The organism is Sorangium sp. So ce887 (genome assembly GCF_051521455.1).
Classification (GTDB): domain Bacteria; phylum Myxococcota_A; class Polyangia; order Polyangiales; family Polyangiaceae; genus Sorangium.
Window position 1 is genome coordinate 6,360,432 of record NZ_CP150354.1, and the last position, 22,225, is coordinate 6,382,656.

12 protein-coding genes are annotated in these 22,225 nt (G+C 73.4%); 7 read left to right on the plus strand and 5 right to left on the minus strand.

Annotated features, from left to right (window positions below; all coding sequences use genetic code 11):
* On the minus strand, positions 1-1,296 hold the full coding sequence (locus WMF36_RS23440; RefSeq protein ID WP_437581949.1) for a M18 family aminopeptidase: 1,296 nt from the start codon (positions 1,294-1,296) through the stop codon (positions 1-3).
* 302 nt (positions 1,297-1,598) lie between these two features.
* Here WMF36_RS23440 and WMF36_RS23445 point away from each other — a divergent pair, with 302 nt between their 5' ends.
* From WMF36_RS23445 to WMF36_RS23455, 3 genes are read left to right on the plus strand one after another with little or no spacing between them, the layout of a single operon-like run.
* On the plus strand, positions 1,599-2,735 hold the full coding sequence (locus tag WMF36_RS23445) for a quinone-dependent dihydroorotate dehydrogenase (RefSeq protein ID WP_437572961.1): 1,137 nt from the start codon (positions 1,599-1,601) through the stop codon (positions 2,733-2,735).
* On the plus strand, positions 2,725-3,885 hold the full coding sequence (locus WMF36_RS23450) for a GNAT family N-acetyltransferase (protein WP_437572962.1): 1,161 nt from the start codon (positions 2,725-2,727) through the stop codon (positions 3,883-3,885). Before WMF36_RS23445 ends, WMF36_RS23450 begins: the two co-directional genes overlap by 11 nt.
* Positions 3,886-3,944: 59 nt before the next feature.
* Entirely contained in the window at positions 3,945-4,655 is a 711-nt protein-coding gene (locus WMF36_RS23455) for a hypothetical protein (RefSeq protein WP_437572963.1), read from the plus strand.
* Between the two features lie 348 nt (positions 4,656-5,003).
* On the opposite strand, the gene WMF36_RS23460 is transcribed toward WMF36_RS23455, so the two are convergent.
* Positions 5,004-6,305 (minus strand): sigma 54-interacting transcriptional regulator, encoded by a 1,302-nt coding sequence (locus WMF36_RS23460; RefSeq protein WP_437572964.1) that lies wholly within the window; start codon positions 6,303-6,305, stop codon positions 5,004-5,006.
* A 390-nt stretch (positions 6,306-6,695) separates the two neighbouring features.
* Between WMF36_RS23460 and WMF36_RS23465 the strand changes: the two genes are divergently transcribed.
* Both WMF36_RS23465 and WMF36_RS23470 read left to right on the plus strand, forming a co-directional pair.
* Positions 6,696-9,041, plus strand: a complete 2,346-nt coding sequence (locus WMF36_RS23465; protein ID WP_437572965.1) for a DUF1588 domain-containing protein — start codon at positions 6,696-6,698, stop codon at positions 9,039-9,041.
* A gap of 41 nt (positions 9,042-9,082) precedes the next feature.
* On the plus strand, positions 9,083-10,324 hold the full coding sequence (locus WMF36_RS23470; protein ID WP_437572966.1) for a DUF1501 domain-containing protein: 1,242 nt from the start codon (positions 9,083-9,085) through the stop codon (positions 10,322-10,324).
* A gap of 67 nt (positions 10,325-10,391) precedes the next feature.
* Here the strand turns inward: WMF36_RS23470 and pbpC are convergent, their stop codons facing one another.
* From pbpC to WMF36_RS23485, 3 genes are all read right to left on the minus strand, one after another.
* Positions 10,392-12,926, minus strand: a complete 2,535-nt coding sequence (pbpC, locus tag WMF36_RS23475; RefSeq protein ID WP_437572967.1) for a penicillin-binding protein 1C — start codon at positions 12,924-12,926, stop codon at positions 10,392-10,394.
* Positions 12,927-12,929: 3 nt separating this feature from the next.
* Complete coding sequence (locus WMF36_RS23480; RefSeq protein ID WP_437572968.1) at positions 12,930-18,713, minus strand: Ig-like domain-containing protein; 5,784 nt, start codon at positions 18,711-18,713, stop codon at positions 12,930-12,932.
* Positions 18,714-18,933: 220 nt separating this feature from the next.
* The gene (locus WMF36_RS23485) at positions 18,934-19,938 is read right to left on the minus strand and encodes a hypothetical protein (protein ID WP_437572969.1); all 1,005 of its coding nucleotides are present in this window, start codon (positions 19,936-19,938) and stop codon (positions 18,934-18,936) included.
* Between the two features lie 202 nt (positions 19,939-20,140).
* On the opposite strand from WMF36_RS23485, the gene WMF36_RS23490 reads away from it, so the two are divergent.
* Positions 20,141-21,241, plus strand: a complete 1,101-nt coding sequence (locus WMF36_RS23490; RefSeq protein ID WP_437572970.1) for an ABC transporter permease — start codon at positions 20,141-20,143, stop codon at positions 21,239-21,241.
* Entirely contained in the window at positions 21,241-22,170 is a 930-nt protein-coding gene (locus WMF36_RS23495; RefSeq protein WP_437572971.1) for an ABC transporter permease, read from the plus strand. The genes WMF36_RS23490 and WMF36_RS23495 overlap by 1 nt, the downstream gene beginning before the upstream one ends.
* Positions 22,171-22,225: the final 55 nt, after the last annotated feature.

Genomic DNA, 22,225 nt, shown 5'->3' on the forward strand with positions numbered 1-22,225 from the left:
TCAGGCGAGGGCGCGGCGGTAGGTCTCGATCGCGAGGTGCACGTCGAGGGTGCCGGCCATCTCGCGGCAGGAGTGCATGCTCAGCATCGGCGCGCCGACGTCGGCCGTGGCGATCCCGAGCGCGGCGGCGGTGATCGGGCCGATCGTGCTGCCGCACGGGAGGTCGCTGCGCACGACGAAGCGCTGCGGCGCGTAGCCGGCGTCGTGGCAGAGCGCCTCGAGCGCGGCGGCCGTCGCGCCGTCGGTGGCGTAGGACTGGTTCGCGTTCGACTTGATGACGAGCCCGCGGTTGATCTGCGGGGCGTGGCGCGGCTCGTGCTGGTCGGCGTAGTTCGGGTGCACCGCGTGGGCCATGTCCGCCGAGAGGAGCAGCGAGCCCGCCATCGCCCGGGCGAACGCCTGCGGCTCGCGCGCCGGGTACGCGTCGACGATCCGCGCGAGCACGTCGCGCAGCACGCTGCCCGCCGCCCCCACCGCGCTCCGGCTGCCGCACTCCTCGTGGTCGTAGAGCGCGACGACCCGCGTCGCCGCCCCAGGAGCGCCCGCGCCGATCAGCGCGGTGGTCGCGGCGTGACAGCTCGCGAGGTTGTCCAGTCGGGATGCAAAGACGAACTCGTCGGCGAGCCCGCCGAGCGACGCCTTGAGCGTGTCGTACAGGCAGAGATCGAAGCCGAGGACGGCGTCGCGCGGCGCGTCGACCGCGCGCGCGAGCAGGGCGCGCAGATCGGCCTCCCGGCCGAGGCCGATCACGGGGACGAGGTGCTTCTGCGCGTTGAGCACGAGCCCCTCGGAGTTGACCCCGCGGCTCAGGTGGATCGCCAGGTTCGGGATGCGCGCGACGGGGCGGCCGAGGTCGACGAGGTGGCGCTCGATCCGGCCGTCCCTGCGGAGGTGGACGCGGCCGGCCACGCTGAGATCGCGATCGAGCCAGGTCGAGTACAGCACGCCGCCGTAGACCTCGACCCCGAGCTGCTGGTAGCCGCTCCGCGAGAGCTCGGCGCTCGGCTTCACCCGGAGGTTCGGCGAGTCGGTGTGCGCGCCGAGGATGCGGAAGCCGCCGAGCGCCGGGTGCTCGACCCCGGCGACGAACGCGACGATCGTCGACCCGCCCCGGATGACGAAGCGGCGATCGCCCGGAGCGATCGCCCACGCGTCGCGCTCCCCGAGCTCCGAGAAGCCGGCCCCCGCGAGCCGCGAGGCGACCTCGCGGACGGCGTGGTACGGCGTCGGCGCGCGATCGATGAAGGCGCAGAGGTCGCGCGCGGCCGCGACGCCGCGCTCGCGCAGCACCGACATCTCGTCCGCGCTCTTCGCGAAGCGCTCGCCAAGGTCGGTCGATGGCTTGGGATCGCCTGGGCGATCGAGGATCTCGGGGGCCGTCATGGGGGCGCCGAGTCTAGCAGAGCCGACGCGCGCCTCGTCCGGCGTGCGCTCGCCCGGATCGCGCCCGCGCCCCCGTCGCGTCCCCTCGCGCGCCTCGCGCGCCTCGCGCGCCTCCCCAGATGGCGGCACACGCGCCCGGTGCGTCGTGGTATCGCCCACCGCCGCGCCGCGCGCCGGCCCCTCCGGCGCCGCGCACGCAACGGAGACGCGCCCCGATGTACCGCCTCGTCCGACCGCTCCTCTTCGCGCTGCCGCCCCGCCTGGCGCACGAGCTCGGCATGCTCGCGCTCGCCCCGCTCGAGCATGCGGCGCCGCTCCGCGCCCTCGTGCGCGCCCGCCTCGCGCCCCCCGACGGGCGCATCGCGGTGCGCGCCCTGGGGCTCGACTTCCCCTCCCCGCTCGGCCTGGCGGGCGGCTTCGACAAGGACGCCCGCCGGGCGCGCGCGCTCGCCGCCCTGGGCTTCGGCTTCGTCGAGCTCGGGACCGTCACGGCGCAGCCCCAGGCCGAGAACCCGCCGCCGAACCTCTTCCGGCTGCCGGCCGACCGGGCGCTCATCAACCGGCTCGGGTTCCCGAACCAGGGCGCCGCGCGCGTCACCGAGCGGCTCCAGGGCCGCGGCGGCGCGCCGGCCGTCGGCGTGCCGGTGGGCATCTCGATCGGCAAGTCCCGCGTCGCGCCGCTCGATCCGATCGAGCCCGCGATCGAGGACTACCTCGCGAGCTTCCGGGAGGTGCGGCGCGCGGCCGACTTCGTCGTGATCAACGTGTCGTCGCCGAATACAAAGGACCTCCGGGCCATGCAGGGGCCGGCGATCGCGCGGGCGCTCCTCTCGGCGATCGCGCGGGAGAACCGCGGCGCCGGGGCGCCGCTGCCGCTGCTCATCAAGGTCGCCCCGGACCTCGGCGACGAGGAGCTCGAGGCGCTGCTCGCCGTCGTCGAGGAGGTCGGCCTCGCCGGCGTCATCGCGACGAACACGACCGTGCGGCGCGACGGGCTCGCGACGGGCGCGGCGGCCGTCGAGGCGATGGGCGCGGGCGGGCTGAGCGGCCCGCCGCTCCGGCAGCGCTCGCTCGCGATGGTGCGGCGGATCCGCGCGCGCCTCGGGAGCGGCGTCACGGTGATCGGCGCCGGCGGCATCGAGTCGGCGGAGCACGCGATGGACCAGCTCAAGGCGGGCGCCGACCTCGTGCAGCTCTACACCGGCTTCATCTACGGCGGCCCCCTCCTCCCCGCCGCGATCGCGCGCGGGCTGTCGGACCTCGTGGCGCGCTCCGGCGCGCGGTCGATCCAGGAGCTCACCGGCCGGTCGGGCGGCGCGACCCACGCTGCGATGATCGACCATGGAGCTTGAAGCGCACGTCCACGGCGCCATCCGCGAGATCCCGGAGACCGAGTGGGACGCGCTCGACGGCGCGGGCGAGGCGCCGTTCCTCTCCTGGGCGTGGTTCGACGCGCTGGAGCGGACGGGGTGCGTGGGCGAGGAGGCGGGCTGGCTGCCCCACCACATCACGCTCCGGGCCGAGGGCGTCCTGCTCGCCGCCGCGCCCGCGTACCTCAAGGACAACAGCGAGGGCGAGTTCGTCTTCGATCAAGGCTGGGCGTCGGCGTCCCACCAGCTCGGCGCGCCGTACTACCCGAAGCTCGTCGTGGCGGTGCCGTTCACGCCCGCCACGTCGCCGCGCCTGCTCGTGCGCCGCCCGGAGGACCGGCCGGCGCTCCTCGAGGTGTTCGCCGAGACGCTCCGCCAGCTCGTCGCGCGGAGCCGCATCTCGGGCGCCCACGTCCTGTTCCCGACCGAGGACGAGGCCGCCGCCCTCTCCGGCGCGGCGATGGCGCACCGCTGCGGCATCCAGTTCCAGTTCGAGAACGAGGGGTATGCGACGCTCGACGACTTCCTCGCGCGCTTCAACGCGAAGAGGCGGCACCAGATCCGGCGCGAGATGCGCGAGGTCTCGAAGCAGGGCCTCTCGATCGAGACGCTGCGCGGCGCCGAGATCACGCCCGAGATCGTGGACGTGATGTTCGGCTACTACGCCTCCACGGTGGAGAAGTTCGCCTGGGGCCGGCAGTACCTGAACCGCGCTTTCTTCGAGGAGATCGCGGCCCGGCTCCGCTCCTCCGGGGAGCGCGCCGGGGGCCGGGGAGGCGTCGAGATCGTCCTCGCGCGGGACGGCAAACGCCCCATCGCGGGCGCGCTCAACCTCGCCGGGCCGACGACGCTCTACGGCCGTTACTGGGGCGCTTCGGAGGAGCGCCCCTTCCTGCATTTCAACGTCTGCTATTATCATCCGGTCGAGGACTGCATCGCCCGGGGACTGCGCCGCTTCGAGCCGGGCGCGGGCGGGTCGCACAAGCTCGTACGCGGATTCGCTCCGAGCATCACCCACAGCGCCCACCACCTCGCGCATCCGCGCCTCGACGCTGCGGTGCGCGATTTCCTTGTCCGCGAGCGCGCCGTCGTCCGCGCGAAGACGGCGGACAGGGACGTGGCATTCCGCTGAGCGCTCCTGACGACGCGCGGTGTTGACGTGACGCGCTCGCGGGAGAGATGCTGTCGGGCATGCGCGCCTTTCTTGCCCTCCTCACCTCCTCCCTCGTCGTCGGGTTCGCCGTGAGCGGCGGCTGCTCGAGCAACCCGGCGGCCGACGCGACCTCGACGACCACGGCGGCGACGGTCGCCGGCGCCGGCGGCTCGCTCGGCTTCGGCTGCTTCGGCGGCAGCCCGGACGGGCGGTGCACGATCCTCGCCCAGGTCCCCGAGAGCTGCGGCTGCCCCGATTGCGCGGACACGGCGAACTGCCTCGACTTCTGCAACGACGACGGCGCCTGCGATCTGCGGCCCGACGCCCCCGACGGTGAGGATTGCACCTGCCAGGACTGCGCCCACAGCGTCGCCGAATGCAGCCCGTCGCGCGGGTGCAACGACGCCGAGGGGTGCAACCTCAACGAGGATTGCACCTGCCCCGATTGCACGGACACGCCGCGGTGCACCGACCATTGCACCGACAACGGCTCGTGCGCGCAGTACTTCGAGGGCTGCTCCTGCGGCGATTGCCGCTCCGCGGAGCGCTGCGGCGGCAACCCGGCCACGACCACCACGGCCACGACGGGCGGCGGCGAGGGCGGCGAGGGCGGCGAGGGCGGCGGCAGCGGCGGCAGCGGCGCGGGCGGCGACCCGGCCGGCACCGGCGGCAACGGCGCGGGCGGCGACCCGGCCGGCACCGGCGGCAGCGGCGGCGCCGCCGGCACGGGCGGCGCGGGCGGCGCCTAGTACTACAGCCGCACGTCGCGGAATCTCCGCGGATTTCGATGAGCGGGCGGACGATCGTGACGCTTGGCTCCTCCGCACACGGATGGAGCCCAGCTCGTTCGGTGCTCACCGACGTGCGGCTGTAGTACTAGAGCGACAAACGGGTTGAAATCCCGAAAAAAAGCAGAAATTTCACAGGGAGGCGGGGAGGCGGGGAGGGAGAGACGGCGAGGGAGAGATTCTTTTTTTCTTCCTCCCCGCCTCCCCGCCTCCCTGTGAAATTTCTCCCGGTTTCAACATGATTGGTGCTCTAGCGCTCGGACAGCGAAGCAGACCACAGAGAGCGCATCTTATGTCACCGCCCGCGCCTCACTGCTTCGCGGTCAGCCCGTGCTTCCTCAGGAACATCCGCACGTGGTGGCGCTCCATGCCGGCGCGTCGCGCCATCTCGCTGACGTTGCCGCTCGTCGCGCGGATCAGCTCGCTGAAGTAGCGCTGCTCGAACGCCGCGACGGCGCTCCGCTTCGCCTCGCCGAAGGCCGACGTCGGCGCGACAACGTCGCCGCCGCCCTCGAGCGGGAGGATCGCCGCGATCGCCTCGGCCCCGGGCGGCAGGCTCGCGGCCACGCTCGTGACGTTCATGAGCTCGCGGACGTTGCCCGGGAAATCGTGCTGGCCGAGCGTCGTCGTGATGAGATTGACCATCTCCACGGCGCGCTCCGGGCACCCGAGGCGCGCGCAGACGCTCTCGACGAGCAGCGGAATGTCCTCGCGCCGCTCGCGGAGCGGCGGCAGCTCGACGCGCATCTGGGCGATCCGGAAGAAGAGATCGCTCCGGAAGCGACCGGTGTTCATGCTGCGGCCGAGATCGCGGCGGGTCGCCGCGACGATCCGCACGTCGACGGGCTCGTAGACCCGCGACCCGACGCGCTTCAGCTTCCGCTCGGACAGCACGCGGAGCAGCTTCGGCTGGAGCTCGGGCGGCAGCTCGCCCAGCTCGTCGAGGAAGATCGTCCCGCCGTTCGCCTCGTGGAAAGCGCCGCCCTTGCGCTCGGTCGCCCCCGGGAAGGCGTCCCGCTCGTGCCCGAACAGGAAGCTCTCGGCCAGCGCGCCGGGCAGCGAGGCGCAGTCCACGACGATGAACGGGCCGCCGCGCCGGCTCGATCCGTCGTGGATCGCCTGCGCCGCCAGCTCCTTGCCCGTGCCGGTCTCCCCGGTGATGAGCAGCGACAGCTCCGTCGCGGCCACCTCGCGCAGCAGGCGGAACAGGTGGCGCATCCGCGGCGAGGCGCCGATCAGCGGGCCGAAGCTCTCGTCGAAGCCGACGTCGACGCGCTCCTTGTCGAGCGGCTCGAAGCCCAGCACCGAGCCGCCGACCTGGATCACGCACGCGGCCGTCAAGATCGCGTCGCGGATGCGCACCGTCGACACGAACGTCCCATTCTTGCTGCCGAGATCGCGGACGAGCACGCCGGGCCCCTCGGCGCGCAGCTCGCAATGCGTCGAGCTGATCTCCGGATCGTCGACGACCACACCGCAGCTCGGATCGCGCCCCACCACGACCGGCGCGACGCCGATCTTGACAGGATCCCGGCCGGCCACCCGCAGCGTGCCGCCGCGAACGAACCACTGAACCGCGCGAGCGCGGGTCGCATCCCTCGTGGAGCTCATATCCAACGGTTATTCGATTTCTCCGGACTTGACCACATTCACGTACGCCCCCGCCACCGCATGACTGCGCCCACCTGGGCGCACCGGGTACGCGCCTTCCGGAGGAGCCACAGCGTCGTATCGCAAAACTTCACAACCACGAGAGGTATCGGGGAAAATTCAGATCCTTCGATGTGCCTAGCGCATAGCGGGAAAGGCCCTCGAGAGGTTAGACTGGGAGGCTACGCAGGAGATGATGCGGGCGCTTCTCCAGCTCGCTTCATCGGGCGTCGTTGAACGACAGCCCACATTGGGTTGTTCGACCGTGTGTCGATCAACGCGGTTCGGGGCTCCGCACTCCCGGTCCCTTCAACGCGGGGGCGCGCGCAGGCGCTCCCGGCGAGGATGCTTATGCCGAGAACAGGATGGTTACTCCGGAAGCGCGCCGCGACGGCCCTGGGGCTCCTCGGGCTCTCCGCGGGCGCGACCGCGCTCGCGTCCGCGTCGAGCGGTTGCAGCAGCGAGGCCGACGGCCCGTGCATCTCCGACGAGCAGTTCTTCGCCGAGAAGGTGTGGGTCCCCATCCTCTCGACGAAGTGCATCGGCTGCCATAACCCGCAGGGGCAGGCGGCGGAATCGAAGCTGATCCTCGCCGGGAGCAGCGAGGCGGGCTTCCTCGACAAGAACCTCGCGACGTTCAAATCGCTCGCGGGGCTCGAGCTGAGCGGCGAGTCGTACGTGCTCCTCAAGCCGACGAAGACGATCGAGCACGGCGGCGGCCACGTCATCGGCGTGGACAGCCCCGAGTACGAGGCGCTCCGGGAGATGGTCGACCGGACGAAGAACCCCTCGTCCTGCGAGACGGACGTCAACGCGTCCTTCGCCGGCGTGGTGATGAGCGGGCCGCAGGAGACGCTCCGCACGGCGAGCCTCGAGCTCGCCGGCCGCCTCCCCACCGAGGCCGAGGAGCAGGCCGTCGCGCAGAGCGGCATGGACGCGCTCGATCCGATCCTGGACCAGCTGCTCACCGAGGAGGCGTTCTACGTGCGGCTGAAGGAGATCTACAACGATCTCTTCCTCACCGATCGCTACCTGAACGGCGAGGCGGCCGTCGATCTGCTGAGGAGCGACGCGTACGACCCGAAGTGGTACAACAGCCTCCCGCAAGATCCCGCGCTGGTCGCGAAATACGGCGCGCGCGACCTGGAGGACGTCATCAACAGGATGAAGTCCTGGACGAACCGGGGTGTCGGGCGGGAGCCGCTCGAGCTCATCGCCTACATCGTGCGGAACGACAGGTCCTTCAAGGAGGTCCTCACCGCCGACTACACGGTCGTGAACCCGTTCTCCGCCAGAGCGTACGGCGTGACGGCCGAGTTCGAGAACGACGCGGATCCGGAGGAGTTCGTCCCGGCGAAGCGCGATCCGATCCCGCTCGCGGGCGTGCTCACCTCGCCGGTCTTCCTCTCCAGGCACCCGACGACGAGCACCAACAGGAACCGCCACCGGGCGAGGATGGTCTATCAGTACTTCCTCGGCACCGACATCCTGAAGACGGCCGAGCAGCCGCTCGATCAGACGAAGATCACCGACTTCAACCCGACGATGAACAACGCGGCGTGCACCGTCTGCCACGCCGCCCTCGACCCGCTGTCGGGCGGGTTCCACACCTTCGACTCGTCGGGGCGGTACCGGGCGGACGACGCCTGGTACGAGGACATGCGGCCGCCGGGCTTCGGCGCCCTGTCGGTGCCGTTCAGCGAGTTCCCGAGCGCGCTCTCGTGGGTGGCGAAGCGCGTCGCCGACGACCCCCGCTTCGCGCTCGCGGCGGTCTACACGATGTACACCGGCCTCACCGGGCAAAAGCCGCTCGTCGCGCCGACGAACGACGATCCGGAGTTCAGCGCCAAGTTCCGCGCGTACCTCGCCCAGTATCACGCCTTCAACGCGATGGCGCGCGACTTCGCCGACGGCGATTACAACCTGAAGACGGTCGTCAAGGCCATCGTCAAGAGCCCTTATTTTCGCGCGCGCAACGTCCTGCAGGCGTCGTCGCAGGGCAACGCGCCCTCACAGCTCGGCGGCACGCGGTTCCTCGGGCCCGAGCAGCTGCACCGGAAGATCTGGGCGGTGACGGGGTATCCGTGGCGCCCGAGGGCGTTCGAGGACGACGGCAGCCGCTACGACTTCCTGCTCCGGCGCGACGCCTACCGCTTGCTGTACGGCGGCATCGATTCGGAGGAGGTGATCCAGCGGATCACCGAGCCGAACGGGATCATGGCCAACGTCGCCGACCGGATGGCGAACGAGATGTCGTGCATCTCGGTGCCGCGCGATCTGAAGCTCCCGCAGGAGGAGCGGCTCCTCCTCCCCTTCGTCGAGGCGACGTTCGAGCCGCGGGACACGAACGATTTCGACGTGCTGCCGGCCGTCGAGGCGATCAAGCAGAACATCCAGTACCTGCACAAGCGGGTGCTCGGCGAGTCGCTCGAGCTCGGCGACCCGGAGCTCGAGCGGACCTACAAGGTCTTCCTCGAGACGTGGGAAGAGGGCAAGGCGGGCATGAAGAAGCCGGAGGGCGACGAGGGCCGGCTCTCGACGTGGCTGCCGGGCGCCTGCCACGTGAACAACGACTACTGGACCCGCGACGGGCTGCCCGAGGAGGAGAGGCTCCAGCGGGACGAGAAGTACACGATCCGCGCGTGGATGAGCGTGATGACCTATCTCCTGTCGGACTTCAGGTTTCTTTACCAGTAGGAGCAGCCATGGAACGTCGAGATTTCCTCAAACTGGCATCTATGGCGGGCCTTGGCGTCGTCGCAGCGGGCTCCTTGTCCAGGGACGCCGCGGCGGCCGACCCCTACACAGGCCCCCTCTGGGTCCACCTCCACGCGAGCGGCGGCTGGGACCCGACGAGCCTCTGCGATCCGAAGGGCGCGATGAGCGTCGAGGAGCAGGAGCGGCGGGAGGCGATGAACCGCAGCTACCTGAACGCAGACATCGGGACGGCCGGCAACCTCAGGTTCGCGCCGGTCGGCGGCAACGCCGAGTTCTTCCAGAAGCACCACAGCCGGCTGCTCGTCATCAACGGCATCGACACCGCGACGAACAGCCATGACGCGGGCGTGCGCAACACCTGGTCCGGGACGCTCCGCGAGGGCAAGCCCGGCTTCGCGGCGCTCGTGGCCGGCGTCCACGGCGGCGAGCTGCCGATGGGGTTCATCAGCAACGGCGGCTACGACACGACGGCGAACCTCGTGGCGGTCACCCGCGTGCCGGACACGGGCCTCCTGCAGCGGCTCGCCTACCCGAACAGGATCGATCCGTCGAACAACGAGAACCTCGAGCAGTACCACACCGACGCGACGATGACGCGGATCCTCGAGGCGCGGCAGGCGCGGCACGGGGTGAAGCTCGAGCAGCAGCGCCTGCCCCACGTGAAGCAGGCGATGAGCACGCTCTTCACATCCCGCGTCGGGCAGAACGAGCTCAAGCAGCTCATCCAGTTCCTGCCCGAGAAGTTCGAGGACGCCTCGCTGAGGCGGCAGGCGCAGGTCGCGCTCGCGGCCTACCGGGCCGGCATCTGCGTCAGCGCCAACCTGACGATCGGCGGGTTCGACACCCACGGCAACCACGACGACAGCCACATCCCGCGGCTCACCCAGATCTGCGACGGCGTCGACTTCCTCCTGGCCGCCGCCGAGGAGCAGGGCATCGCCGACCGGATCGTCATCGTCGTGGGCTCGGACTTCGGGCGGACGCCGGGCTACAACGAGGGCAACGGCAAGGACCACTGGAACATCACGAGCATGATGCTTGTCGGCGCAGGCATCCCGGGAAACCGGGTGATCGGCGCGACGGACGATCGGCACAACCCCTTGGAGGTCGATCCGGTGACGCTCGCGCCCAAGCAAGGCGGCGTCCGGATCACGCCGGGGCACATCCACAAGGCGCTGCGCAGGCTCGCGGGGATCGCGGACGACCCGCTCGTGCAGCGATTCCCGCTCTCCGAGGAAGAGGACCTGCCGATCTTCGGATGACGCGCGCGGCGGGGGCGGGCGCGGCCCGGTTGACCACGATCGACGGGCGCCTCCCCTCGCCCGCCGCTCACTCCACCGAGAACGCGATCTCCTCGCCGGCGGACGCGCCGTCCGCCTCGACGCGGAGCCGGTGCGCGCCGGCGACGAGCGGCCAGTCGAGCGCGAACGGGGGACCGACCTCGATCGGGCGGCCGTCGAGCACGAAGCGCGCGCGGCGCACGCCCGGCGGGACGTCGGCCCGGAGCCGGATCGCCTGCAGCGAGTTGACCGAGGGGTCGAGGACGAACCGGGCGCCGTCAGGCGGGAACGCGACGCGGACGCGCGCGCCGGCCGGAGGGACGCCGTCGCCCCCGGGGAGCGGGCCGCAGAGGGGCGACGCCTCCTCGGGCGCGACGGGGCGGCCGGCGGCGCGCGCCCAGGCGGTGAGCTCCGCGTCGTAGCGCTCGAAGACGCGCTCCTCGACCGCCGCGTCCGGGCAGGCGCCGGCGCGCAGGCCGTTGCGGCGATCGATGCGCACGGCCTCGTGCATGTCGCACGGCGCGAGCGCCGCGGCGTCGCCGCGCGGGAGGAGCTCCCGGCGGCGGTGCGGGCACGCGGCGGTCGGCCGCATGCCGGAGAGGCCGCAGACCTCGACCTCGGCGAGCAGCTCGGGATCGGGCGGATCGAAGGGGCGCGGCGGCCGGACGCGCGCGGCGGCGAGCATGGCGTCGCGGAAGAGCGGGCCCGCGCCGGTGATGCCGCTGACGCCGCCCATGGGGGAGCCGTCGAAGTTGCCGACCCAGACGGCGACCGTGACGTCGGGCGTGAAGCCGACCGCGAGGTTGTCGCGGAACCCCTTGGAGGTGCCCGTCTTCGCGGCCACAGGGAACGGCAGGTCGAGCGCGCTGCCCTCGCCGAACGAGCCGATGCGCGCCTTGTCGTCGGCGAGGATGTCGACGATCACCCGCGCGCGCGCGGCGTCGAGGACGCGCGCGCCGCGCCCTGGAGGCGCCGCGGGCGGCTCGACGGGAGCCGCGCCGGCGCCGCCCGCGGGCGACGAGAGAGAGAGCGCGCGCACCGCGCGCACCGGCAAGTAGAGGCCGCCGCGCGCGAGCGTGGCGTAGGCGTTCGCGAGATCGAGGAGCCGGACCTCGCCGTCGCCGAGCGCGATCGCGACGCCGTAGCGCGACGGTTCGCCGTCGAGCGAGCCCAGGCCGAGCTCGCGGAGCCGCGCGAGGACGCGCTCGGGGCCGAGCGCGGCCGCCGTCCAGACCGCCGGGACGTTGTACGAGCTGGCGAGCGCGTCCCGGAGGCGGACAGGGCCGTGGAAGCGCCCGTCGTAGTTCCGCGGCACGTAGCTGCCGCCCTCCGCGGTCGGGAACGAGAGCTCGACGTCGGGCAGGACGGTCGCGGCCGTGAACCCGAGCTGCTCCATGGCGAGCCCGTAGACGAACGGCTTCAGGGCGGAGCCGGGCTGGCGCAGCGCGAGGACGCCGTCGTTGTGCCCGAGCCCGGCGGCGTCCTCGATGTCGTGCGACCCGACGTACGCGAGGATCTCGCCGGTCGCGTTCTCGAGCACCACCACCGCCGCGGCGCCGACGTCGCGGTCCGAGAGGCCCCGGACGGTCTGCTGCGCGAGGACCTCGATCTCGCGCTGGAGGCCGCGGTCGATCGTCAGGGTGATCGAGCTCGCCCGGCCGCGCAGCGGCGCCGCGCCGCCTTCGGGGGGGACGGCGGCCGGGCCCAGCGCGCCGCCGAGCACGGCGTGGACGAGGTGCGGCGCGCCGAGCCCGCTGCCCTTCGGGGCGAGCGCGATCGGCTCGGCGCGGGCGCGCGCGACCTCGGCCTCGCCGGCGAGGCCGGCCGCGAGCATGCGATCGAGGACGCGGTTCCGGCGGCGCTCGAGCGGCCCCGCGCCGCGGCGCGGATCGTACAGCGAGGGGCCGCGCGGCAGGCTGGCGAGCGCGGCGGCCTCCGCGAGCGACAGGTCCGCGGTGGGCTTGTCGAAGTAGAAGCGGCTGGCCGCCTCGACGCCGCGCAGGCCCGGGCCGAAGGCGACCCGGTTCAGGTACTGCTCGAGGATCTCGCGCTTCGAGAGCGACGCCTCGATGCGGAGCGCGAGCGCCATCTCGCCGAGCTTGCCGCGCACGGTGCGGGGGCGCGGGACGAGCGCGCGCGCGAGCTGCTGCGTGATCGTGGACGCGCCCGAGACGACGCGCCGCTCCGCCGCGAGCTGGCCGAGCGCCCGCGCGATCGCGATCGGGTCGACGCCTGGGTGGCGCGTGAACCGCCGGTCCTCCGCGGCCAGGAGCGCGCGCTGGATGCGATCGCCGGCCTCGGCGAGCGGCAGCCAGCGCGCGCGCGCGCCGTCGCCGGCGCGGAGCTCGCGGAGCACGGTGCCGTGGCGATCGAGCAGCACCGTGGAGACGGCGCGCTCCTCGGAGGCCCCGAGCGCCGGCGGGAGCGGCGTGAGGGCCGCGGCGACGGCGAGCAGGAGCCACGGGGCGACGGCGAGCGCGAGCGCGAGCCACGCGGCGCGGCGCAGGACGAGCGGCAGGCGCGGGTGGACGCGCGCGAGCCAGCGCCCTGCGCGGCCGGGACCGGGCGGGGAGAGCGCGCGCACGGCTCAGCGCGGGCGCGGCGCCGCGTCCGGCGCCCGGCTCCCGACCTTGACCGCGAGGGCGCCCGTCCGGCCAAAGACCTCGGGGCTGTACATCTCCTCCGCGCGCGCGGGCGGGACCACGAACGACCCGAGCGTCGTGGCGCGCGCGAGGTAGCGGTACCGGTACATCCCGGCGGCCATGTGGTCGACGAAGAACAGGACCCGGTCGTCGCGCACCTCGCGGACGAAGCGGCTCGGGTTGTACGCGCGGCCGGTCGCGCGCAGGTCGTCCTGATCGTCGTCGTCGTCGTCGTCATCTGCCCTGTCCTCCGCCGCGTCGACGTCGAGCGAGCGCGCGGACGTGGCGAGGCGCGCGTCGATCGCCTCGAGGCCGGCCGGCAGCGGATCGTCGATGACCACGAAGTCGCGCGGCGAGGGCGTCACAACGAGGATCTCGCCGAGCACGAGGTCGCTGCCGGCGAAGGCGAGCGACGAGGGCGCCGCGCCGGGCCGACGCGGCGCGCCGTCCGGCGCCCCGCCGCCGAGCGCGGCGGCGAGCTCCTCGGGCGCGAGCGCGCGCAGCGACTTCTCGATGTAGAAGCCGCGATCGAGCCCCGCCGTCGGGAGCTCCTTGCGCGCGTAGCGGAGCCGCGCCTCGTAGAAGAGCCTGCCGCGCCCGTCGACGGTGAACGCGAGCGGCGCGCCCGCGGCGCTCGCGAGCCGCGCCGCGGGGATCGACGTCTTGACCTGCTCGGTCGTCGGGCCGTGGAACGGGGCGGAGAACAGCTCCGCCTGCCCAAGGAACACCCGCGCGTCGAAGTCGGGCGCCGACTTCTCCTGCGCCGCGCGGTACTTGTCGAGCGCGAGCAGCGCCCAGGCCGTCTCCTGCGTGCTGCGCCACGTGCCCCCGCGGCGATCCGCGAGCAGGCCCGCCGCGAGCCGCGGCCCGAGCGGGTGCGCGGGCCGCGCCGCGAGCAGCGCGCGCAGCACGAGCGCCGAGGTGCGGGCCTCGGAGTCCATGAGGACCGCGTACGCGTCGCCGTGGTTGTGGACGGCCCGCGCGATCGGGCCGTCGAGGCGCAGCGCCCCCTCGAGCTCGCGCACGAGCTCATCGACGGCCGCCCTGTCGCTCTTGCCGATCACCATCGCGTGGGCGAGCAGCGCCTTCGAGAAGAGCGGCAGCTTGGCGCGCTCGTCGAACAGCTGGCTCGCGCGCCCCGGGTCGGGGGCGCCGCTCGCCGCGAGGACGTCGAGGATGAACGGCGCCGTCGCCCGCAGCAGCGGATCGTCGCCGGCCTCGTTGAGCCGCCCGCGCAGGAACGACGTCGCGCGCTCCAGCGCGTCGGCCGGCACCGCGACCCTGTAGCGCTTCGCCTCGGTGAGGCCCCACAGCGCGTACGCGGTGGTCCACAGGTCCGCCCGGTCCGACTCGGCGAAGAAGCCGAAGCCCCCGTCCCCGCGCTGGTGCGAGAGGATCTCCCGGACCGTCTTGCCGATGACCGCCGTCAGGTCCTTCGGCAGCGCGATCCCGTAGGCCTTCGAGAGCTCGCGCAGCGAAAGGAGCGGCACCATCCGGCTCGTCAGCTGCTCGGTGCACCCGTACGGGTACTCGAGCAGCTGCTCCACGCCGCCGCCGAGCCCCACGAGCGCGGTCGGCGCGAGGCTCACCGTGAGCCCGCCCGTGTCGTCGCGGATCGCCGACAGGTCCCCGAGCTTCTCCGCGCTCGCGGTGGTCGTGTCGCCGTAGAGCGCGACGGCCTCCGGCGACATGGGCGCCCTGACCTCGCGCGTCACCTCGACGACGTCCGACGCGCCGCCCCCGGTCGCGCGGAAGCGCAGCGTCGCCGGGCCGGCCCGCGGCGCCGAGAGCGCGAAGCGGACCTCGGCCGACCCGCCCGGGGCGAGCTCCACCGCGCGCTTCGCGCTGCCCGCGAGCGTGAGCCCCGACGCGGTGAGCTCCACCTCGACCGTCGTCGGCTTCGCGAGCCCCTTCGACGTGACGACCACGCCCGCGTCGATCGCGTCGCCGGCGCGGAGGAAGCGGGGCAGCGCCGGCCGGGCCATGAGCGGCCGGCTCGCCGTCACGCGGGACTCGCCGTAGCCGAAGCGGTCGTCCTCGGCGGTCACGACCGCCATGACCCGGTAGGTCGTGAGCGAGTCCGGCAGCTTGAAGCTCGCGCGCACCTGCCCGGAGGCGTCGGTGACGAGCGCGGGGTGGTAGTAGGCGCTCTGGCGGAAATCGCGGCGCACGCCCGTGCTGCCCTGGGCGCCGCCGCCGCCCGCGCGCCCCTTGTCGGCGCCGAGATCGGCGAACGGGTTGCGCACCCGGGCGAGCGCCTCGCGCGTCTCGACCGTCGCCACCCTCAGGCTGCGCGGCGCGCCGAACACCGGGATCGGATCCGGCGTCGCGTAGCCGGTCAGCGAGAGCACGCCCTCGTCCACGGCGTAGAGCGTCACCTCCGCGCGGGCGGGCTGGCCGGCACGATCGCGGACGTCGACGTCGACGCGGAGCGGATCGCCGGGGCGCGCGTCCGCCTTGTCCGGGCGGACGCGCACCGCGAGCCGCTGCGCCTCCGGGTTCACGCGCAGCGGCGCATAGCCGAGGCGGAACGCCGGCGCGCCGACGTCGGGCCCGGGCACCCCGCCCTTCCCGGGCGCGGGCGGCGGCTTCGTCCGCCCGCGCAGGATCAGCACCGAGACGAACGCGTTCGGCCGGAGGTCCTCCGTGATCGGGACGTCGATCACCGGCATGGCGCCCGACAGCTTCACCTTCCGGTGCGACGAGATCCCGGCGCGCTCGACCGTGACGAGCGCGTCGGCGGACGCGAACGGCGACTTCACGATCACGCGCGCCGTCTGCCCGATCTCGTAGCTGTCGCTGTCGGGCACGAGCTCGACCTTGAGCTCGTCGCTGTCGCCGAAGCCGCCGCCGCCCCCCTCGCCGAGCGCGTAGACCCCGGCGGCGGCGCCGACCGGGTTGCCGCGGCGGTCCTTGGCCGTCGCGTGCAGCAGGTAGTAGCCGCCGGAGGGCACCGCGAGCTCGCAGCTGCGCGGCGTCGCCGCCGTCGTCACGCCGCACCGCGCGACGACCTTGTCGACCGGCACGCTGATGCTGCGGTACGCGCTGCCGCTCTCCGCGCGGGCGAGCGTCCACGTCCGATGCACGAGCTCGACCCGGACGGCGACCTGCGCGACGCGCGCCCCCTTCGGGTCGACGGCGAGGATCTCCGGCCGGAGCACCTCGCCCGCCTTCGCGAAGCGATCGGGCTCCTTGAGGGCGACGTAGAACTCGGCCGGGTGCACGAGCGCCGTCGAGCTCCCGGCGATCGCCTGGCGCGACACGTCCGTGATCTCCGCCTCGCACGTGACGAGCTCGGTGCCGCGCTGCCCGGGCATGGCGAGCGTCGCGCCGATCGCCGCCTGCCCGGCCGCGTCGAGCTTCTCGCGCCCGCTCTGCACCTCGAACTCGCGCGGGGCCCCGTCCAGCAGGGCGTCGGTGAGCTCGTCCTCGCGGACCGTGAAGCCCTCGAGCCCCGGCGGCGAGAACGCCGACGGCGCGCGTGTCACCGAGAGCCGCGCCTCCGCGTTCGTCATCGGCGCCCCGAACAGGTAGTCGCCGCGCGCGATCCAGCGCGCCTTGTCGCCGCGGACGTAGCTCGGCCTGTCGCTCTCGACGCTCACCTTGAACTCGGCGGGGCGGTACTCGGCGACCTCGACGCTGCCCGTCACGTCCGGCCACCCCGCCTCGCCCCCCTGGACCGTCGCGGCGAGGCCGTACGTGCCGAGCCGCGCGGTCTCCGGGATCTTCACGTCGGCCGAGAACGTGCCGAAGGCGCTGAGCGACGGGGAGAGGGTGACGAGCGCCTCGCCGTCGGGCCCCTCCACCTTGAACGCGACGCTCTTGCCCGCCGGCGTCCTCGTCCCCCGCGCCGCCTCCTCGCGGAAGATCCCCCTCACGCGCACCGTGTCGCCCGGCCGGTAGATGCCGCGATCGGAGAACACCATCCCGAACGGGCGCGGCTCGCTGAAGTCGGACTGCGCGCCGAAGCGCCACCCGCTGAGCGCGTCGGCCACGCGGCGGTACGTCCAGTCGTCGCCCGAGCGCGCGAAGATCACGCCGCGCTCCGGGCCGGGCGTGGCGCCGGGCCGGTACGCCGTCGCCGGGACGGTCGCGAACCCCTCGGCGTCGGTGAGCACCGCCGCGGGCGCGCGCGCGCCCGGGGTCCGGATCCACACGCTGGCGCCGGGCACCGGCGCGCCCGTCGACAGGCGCGTCACCCACACGACCGAGCCGTTCGGCGACACCTTCGCGCTGATCCCGAGGTCGGTCACCTGCGCGATCACCGCCTCCGAAGCGGTGCGCGCGTGCCGCGTCCCTGGCCGCGCGGTGTAGCTGATCCCGATCGCGAGCGGCCCGCGCTTGCCCTCGCCGCCGAGCACCTCGCTGGCCCGCACGAGGTGCGTCGCCGGCGCGTTGGTCGCGGCGGCCGGGCGCAGGACCGACTGCTTGCCGCCGGGCAGCGCCGCGATCTCGCTCATCTTCGGGCTCCGCCCCGGGCTGTTCGGGTCGGCCTCCAGCGCGAGCACCGCCTCCTCGGTCATCGCGCCGAGCGCGAGCGAGAGCTCGCGCACGTTCACGGACACGACGGGGATCTCGCGCCGCTGCGCCGGCTCGAAGATGCTCCCGGTGAGGCCGATCTGCGCCTCGGGCCAGCGATCGCCGAACGCGACCTGCTCGGTGACGGCGCCGGCGAGCGCCTGTCCGTGCTGGTCGCGCAGGCCGGCGGCGACGCGCACCTGGTAGCTGCGCCCCGGCACGAAGCGCCCGCCGAGGTGGAGGCGGCTCGTGAGCATGTTGTCCTCGAGCCACGTCGGCCACGTCAGCTTGACGGCGGGCTCCACCGAGATCGCCCGCTTCGCGTCCGCGAAGCGGACGGGGTTCGAGAAGGAGAGCGCGAAGCCCCCGTCGGGCGCGCAGGCCCCCTGCGGCGTGTCGCGATCGCACTCATGGCGCAGCACCCGGAGCGGCCCGTAGGTGCGGTACGAGAACCGCTGCTCCTCGCCGGCCGGCAGCGGCCCTTCGCTGCCGCGGAGGCTCCCGGCCACGACGACCTCGACCTCGCTGTTGCGCGGCAGCGGCGCGCGCGGGACGATCTCGGCGAGCATCTCGTTCTTCGGGTCGGGGCGCCGGACGTCGAACGCCACCTTGGCCGCGAGGCCGGCCGCCCTGATGGACACGCTCCGCGCGACCTCGGCGGTCTCGACCGGCTGGTTGAACCTCAGCTCGAACCGCGTATCCGGCCTGAGGTCGTCCCTCCCCGACCACGGCTCGACGCGCGCGACGCTGGGCAGCTCGGTGCGGAAGGTGAGCACGTAGGGCTCGGCGAGCGCGCTGCCGTCGAGCGCGCGCGTGCCCGCCGGGACCTCGACGGTGAACGCCGTGCCGCGCGGCAGGCGCCCCTCGGGGGCGAACGTGAGGCCGCTCGTGCCGACCCAGCGCCAGCTCCCCGGCGCGGGCGGCTTGAGGATGGCGGGGGCGGCGGCCTCGCCGCCGGCGAGGTCGAGCGGCCGCATGGGCCGGTTGAAGACGAGGCTGATCTCGGCCGGGCTCGTCGTCTGCCCGCGGGGCGCGCCGAACACCACCGCGAACGGCCCCTCCGCGGCCCTGGCGCCCGGATCGAGCGCTCCGGGAGCGAGCGTGCCGCGCGGCGGAACGTTGGGGGCGCGCGCGCCCTGAACGCACGCGAGGCTGAGGGCGATGGCCGCCAGGGCGGCAGGCGCGAACCGGAGGCGCGGAGCGGCGAGCATGGTCCCGCGACTCAGCAATGGCGATGCCGCGGGCGCAAGGGGCCTGTCCGCGGCGGAAGCCGGGCGCGCGATGTGGCAGGCGGGACACACCGGGGAAGCTCCGGGACGCGGCGGACGAGGGTGGGGGTGGCCGCGGCGCCCAGGTTCGTCGCTGCCTCTACGTCCACCGCAGGCCCCAGGAGAGGGCGCTCGTCGCGCGAACGAGCGCGATGGAGGGGGCTCACGGCCAGGTGGCCAGCACCGGGGCAATCCACCGTTCCGGATCGCGAAACCCGGGGTGCTGCTCGATGTGCACGAATCGCCGAGATCGCCGGGGAGGGGGCGCCGCGGCGCTGCCAAAGCCCCACTCCATCGGCGCGCTGTTGAGGAGCCGCCCCTGGACGTTGCTCGTCGCGTTGAGCGAGCACGCACGGCTGCCGGCGACGCCGATCCGCCATGTCGGCTCGCGGGCGAGGAGGTTCTTCCTGAGCTCCAGGATCTTGTCCTCCCCCGCGGGGGGCGTGCCCACGCCGTGAGAGAGGTGCACATCCACGGGCGCGCACGTGTCCTCGGCCATGCCGTGCCACTGAATGGCCCACCACGGCTTCTCCCCGTAATGGGCCATGACCTCCACATGCGTTGTGTGGAACATGGTCGCCGCGTTGCGGGTGGCGTCCGAGCTGGCCGAGACGCCGTGGAATCCGCCCTCGCCCGGCCTCGCGTCGCGGTGCGCGCCGGCCAGGAGGAAGGTGCGGGATCTCGTCTTCTTGAAGACGGTGACGGCCTGCGTCTCGGTCCCTGCGTCCGCGATCGGGTGCGACACCTGGTGGCTGAGCTCCCGCTCGGCGCTCGCGTCGACGATGAAGGCCCCGAAGCCCCGATCGACCACCCCGTCCCCGTTCCAGTCGGCGGTCTCCATGAGCACGCAGTAGCTGCGGCCGTTGTCCGCGTCGCGGAAGCGCCGGATCTGCACGAAGAGCGACAGGCTGTAAGGGAGCGCGAAGCCGCAATCGCCGCGCAGCATGGCGGAAGCGACGCTCCGCCAGGCGCTCATCTCCGCGAAGCTCGGGGCGACGAACGTCCCTGATCCCCGGCTGGGCATCTGGTCGCGAAGGCACGCCACGAGCGCCTCGAGGGTCGCGCTCGATGGACAGGTCCGCTCGGCGGCGCCCGTGGCTCCCGTCGGGCGCGTCGCCAGGAGGACGCTGGCGCTCAGGACGAGAAGGAACGATCGGCCGCACCGCATGCCAAAGACACCTCCGGCTCCGGGCTCACCGGGCCGACGTGCGCCGGGTGCAAGGCCGGGACCGGACGGGAGAGGGGCGCGCTGTGCGGATCGTTCGCGGTCGCCGCGGCCACCACATCGCAGCATCCCTCGGACCGCAGCGTCACGCCCCGCAAGCTCCCCGAAAAAGAGCGGAAATAGTGGAGGCCTTATCCTCGACGGCGTGAAGCTCCTCCCGCAAGCGCTGCTCGGACGCGAGACCGCCGAGGCGATCGCCATCCCCGCCGGGGCCCTCGCGGCCTCGCTGCTCGTGTTCGGCGCCTTCGTGGCCTCCCAGGGGGCGAACCCGCTCGGCGTCTATTACGACATGTACCGCGGCGCCTTCGGCACGTGGTTCTCGTTCCAGAACACCCTCCTGCGCGCCGCGCCGCTCATGCTGACCGCGCTCTGCACGGCGCTCCCGGCGCGCCTCGGCCTGATCGTCATCGGCGGCGAGGGCGCGGTCGTCGTGGGCGGGCTCTCGGCCGCGTCGGCGGCGCTGGCCTCGCGGGCGCTCGGCGCGCCGCCCGTCGCGGTGCTCGCCGCGATGCTCCTGTCGGGGCTCGCCGCCGGCGCGCTCTGGATCGGCCTCGCCGGCGCGCTGCGCGTGTACCGCGGCGTGAGCGAGACGATCAGCAGCCTGCTCCTCAACTACATCGGGATCGCGATCCTGAACCACCTCGTCGAGGGCGCCCTGCGCGACCCGGCGAGCCTGAACAAGCCGTCCACGGCCCCGATCGGCGCCGAGAACGCGCTGGGGAGCCTGCCCGGCGTCGAGGTCCACTGGGGCCTCGCCTACGGCGTGCTCGCCTGCGCGCTCTGCTACGTGCTCATGCACCGGACGACGTTCGGCTTCGCCGCGGCGATGAGCGGCGGCAACGTCCGCGCGGCGCTCCTCGCCGGCCTGCCGGTCAAGCGCCTCGTCGTGATCACCTGCATGCTCGCCGGCGCGTGCGCGGGGCTCGCCGGCATGGTGGAGGTCGCGGCCGTCCACGGCCGCGCCAGCGCGTCGCTGGTCAGCGGCTACGGGACCACCGGGATCCTCGTCGCGTTCATCGCGCGCCACAACCCGCTCGCGATCCTGCCGGTCGCCCTCCTGCTCGGCGGCATCGGCGCGAGCGGCGGCCTGCTGCAGCGCACGGCGCAGCTCCCCGACGCGACGGTGAACGTCCTCCAGGGGATCCTGTTCATCGCGATCCTCGCGAGCGAGACGCTCCACGGGCGCCCCCGCGCCGCCCGCGAGCCCGAGGTCCGGCAGGCGGCGCCTGCATCGGCGGTGGCGTGATGAGCGACGCAACGGCGCTGGGTCTCTGGGGCATCCCCCTCGCGGTCGCCGCCGGGGCCATCCGCATCAGCACGCCTTTCCTCTTCGTGAGCCTCGGCGAGTGCCTCACCGAGAAGAGCGGCCGCGTGAACCTCGGCCTGGAGGGCACGCTCGTCATGGGCGCGATGGGCGGCTACGGCGTCTCTTACCTCACCGGCTCTGCCTGGCTCGGCGTCCTCGCCGCCGGCCTCATCGGCGCGGCGCTCGGCGCGCTGCACGCGTGGCTGTGCTCGAAGCCGCGGGTCAACGACATCGCGGTCGGCATCGCGCTCATGCTCTTCGGCGTCGGCCTCGCCTTCTTCCTCGGCAAGCCGCTCATCCAGCCCACGGCGCCCCGCCTGCCCGCGATCTCGCTCGGCTTCTTCAGCGATCTGCCGCAGGTCCGCGCCGCGCTCGAGGTGAACGCGCTCTTCCTCATCGGCGCCGCGCTCGCCCCGCTCCTGCTCTGGATGCTGAGCCGCACCCGCTCCGGGCTCGTGCTCCGCACCGTCGGAGAGAGCGCCGACAGCGCCCGCGCGATGGGGGTCGACGTGAACCTCGTCCGGCGGCGCGCGACGATGGCCGGCGGCTTCCTGGCCGGCGTCGGCGGCTCGTTCCTCTCGCTCTTCTACCCCGGCAGCTGGAACGAGGGCCTGTCGAGCGGACAGGGGCTCATGGCCGTCGCCCTCGTCATCTTCGCGCGCTGGAACCCGGTGCGCTGCCTCGCGGCCTCGCTCCTCTTCGGCGGCGCGAGCGCGCTCGGCCCGGCGCTCCAGTCGGTGGGCGTCACCTGGGGATACCACCTCTTCAACGCCGCGCCGTACATCGTCACGCTGGCCATCCTTGTCGCCGCGAGCTCCGCGACCCGGCCCCTGCGCGACCAGCCCGCCGAGCTCACGCTCGCCCGATGAGCCCAGGAGACGCGAACACCCCAGGAACCACGCGAAACGCTGCGAAACGCTGAAC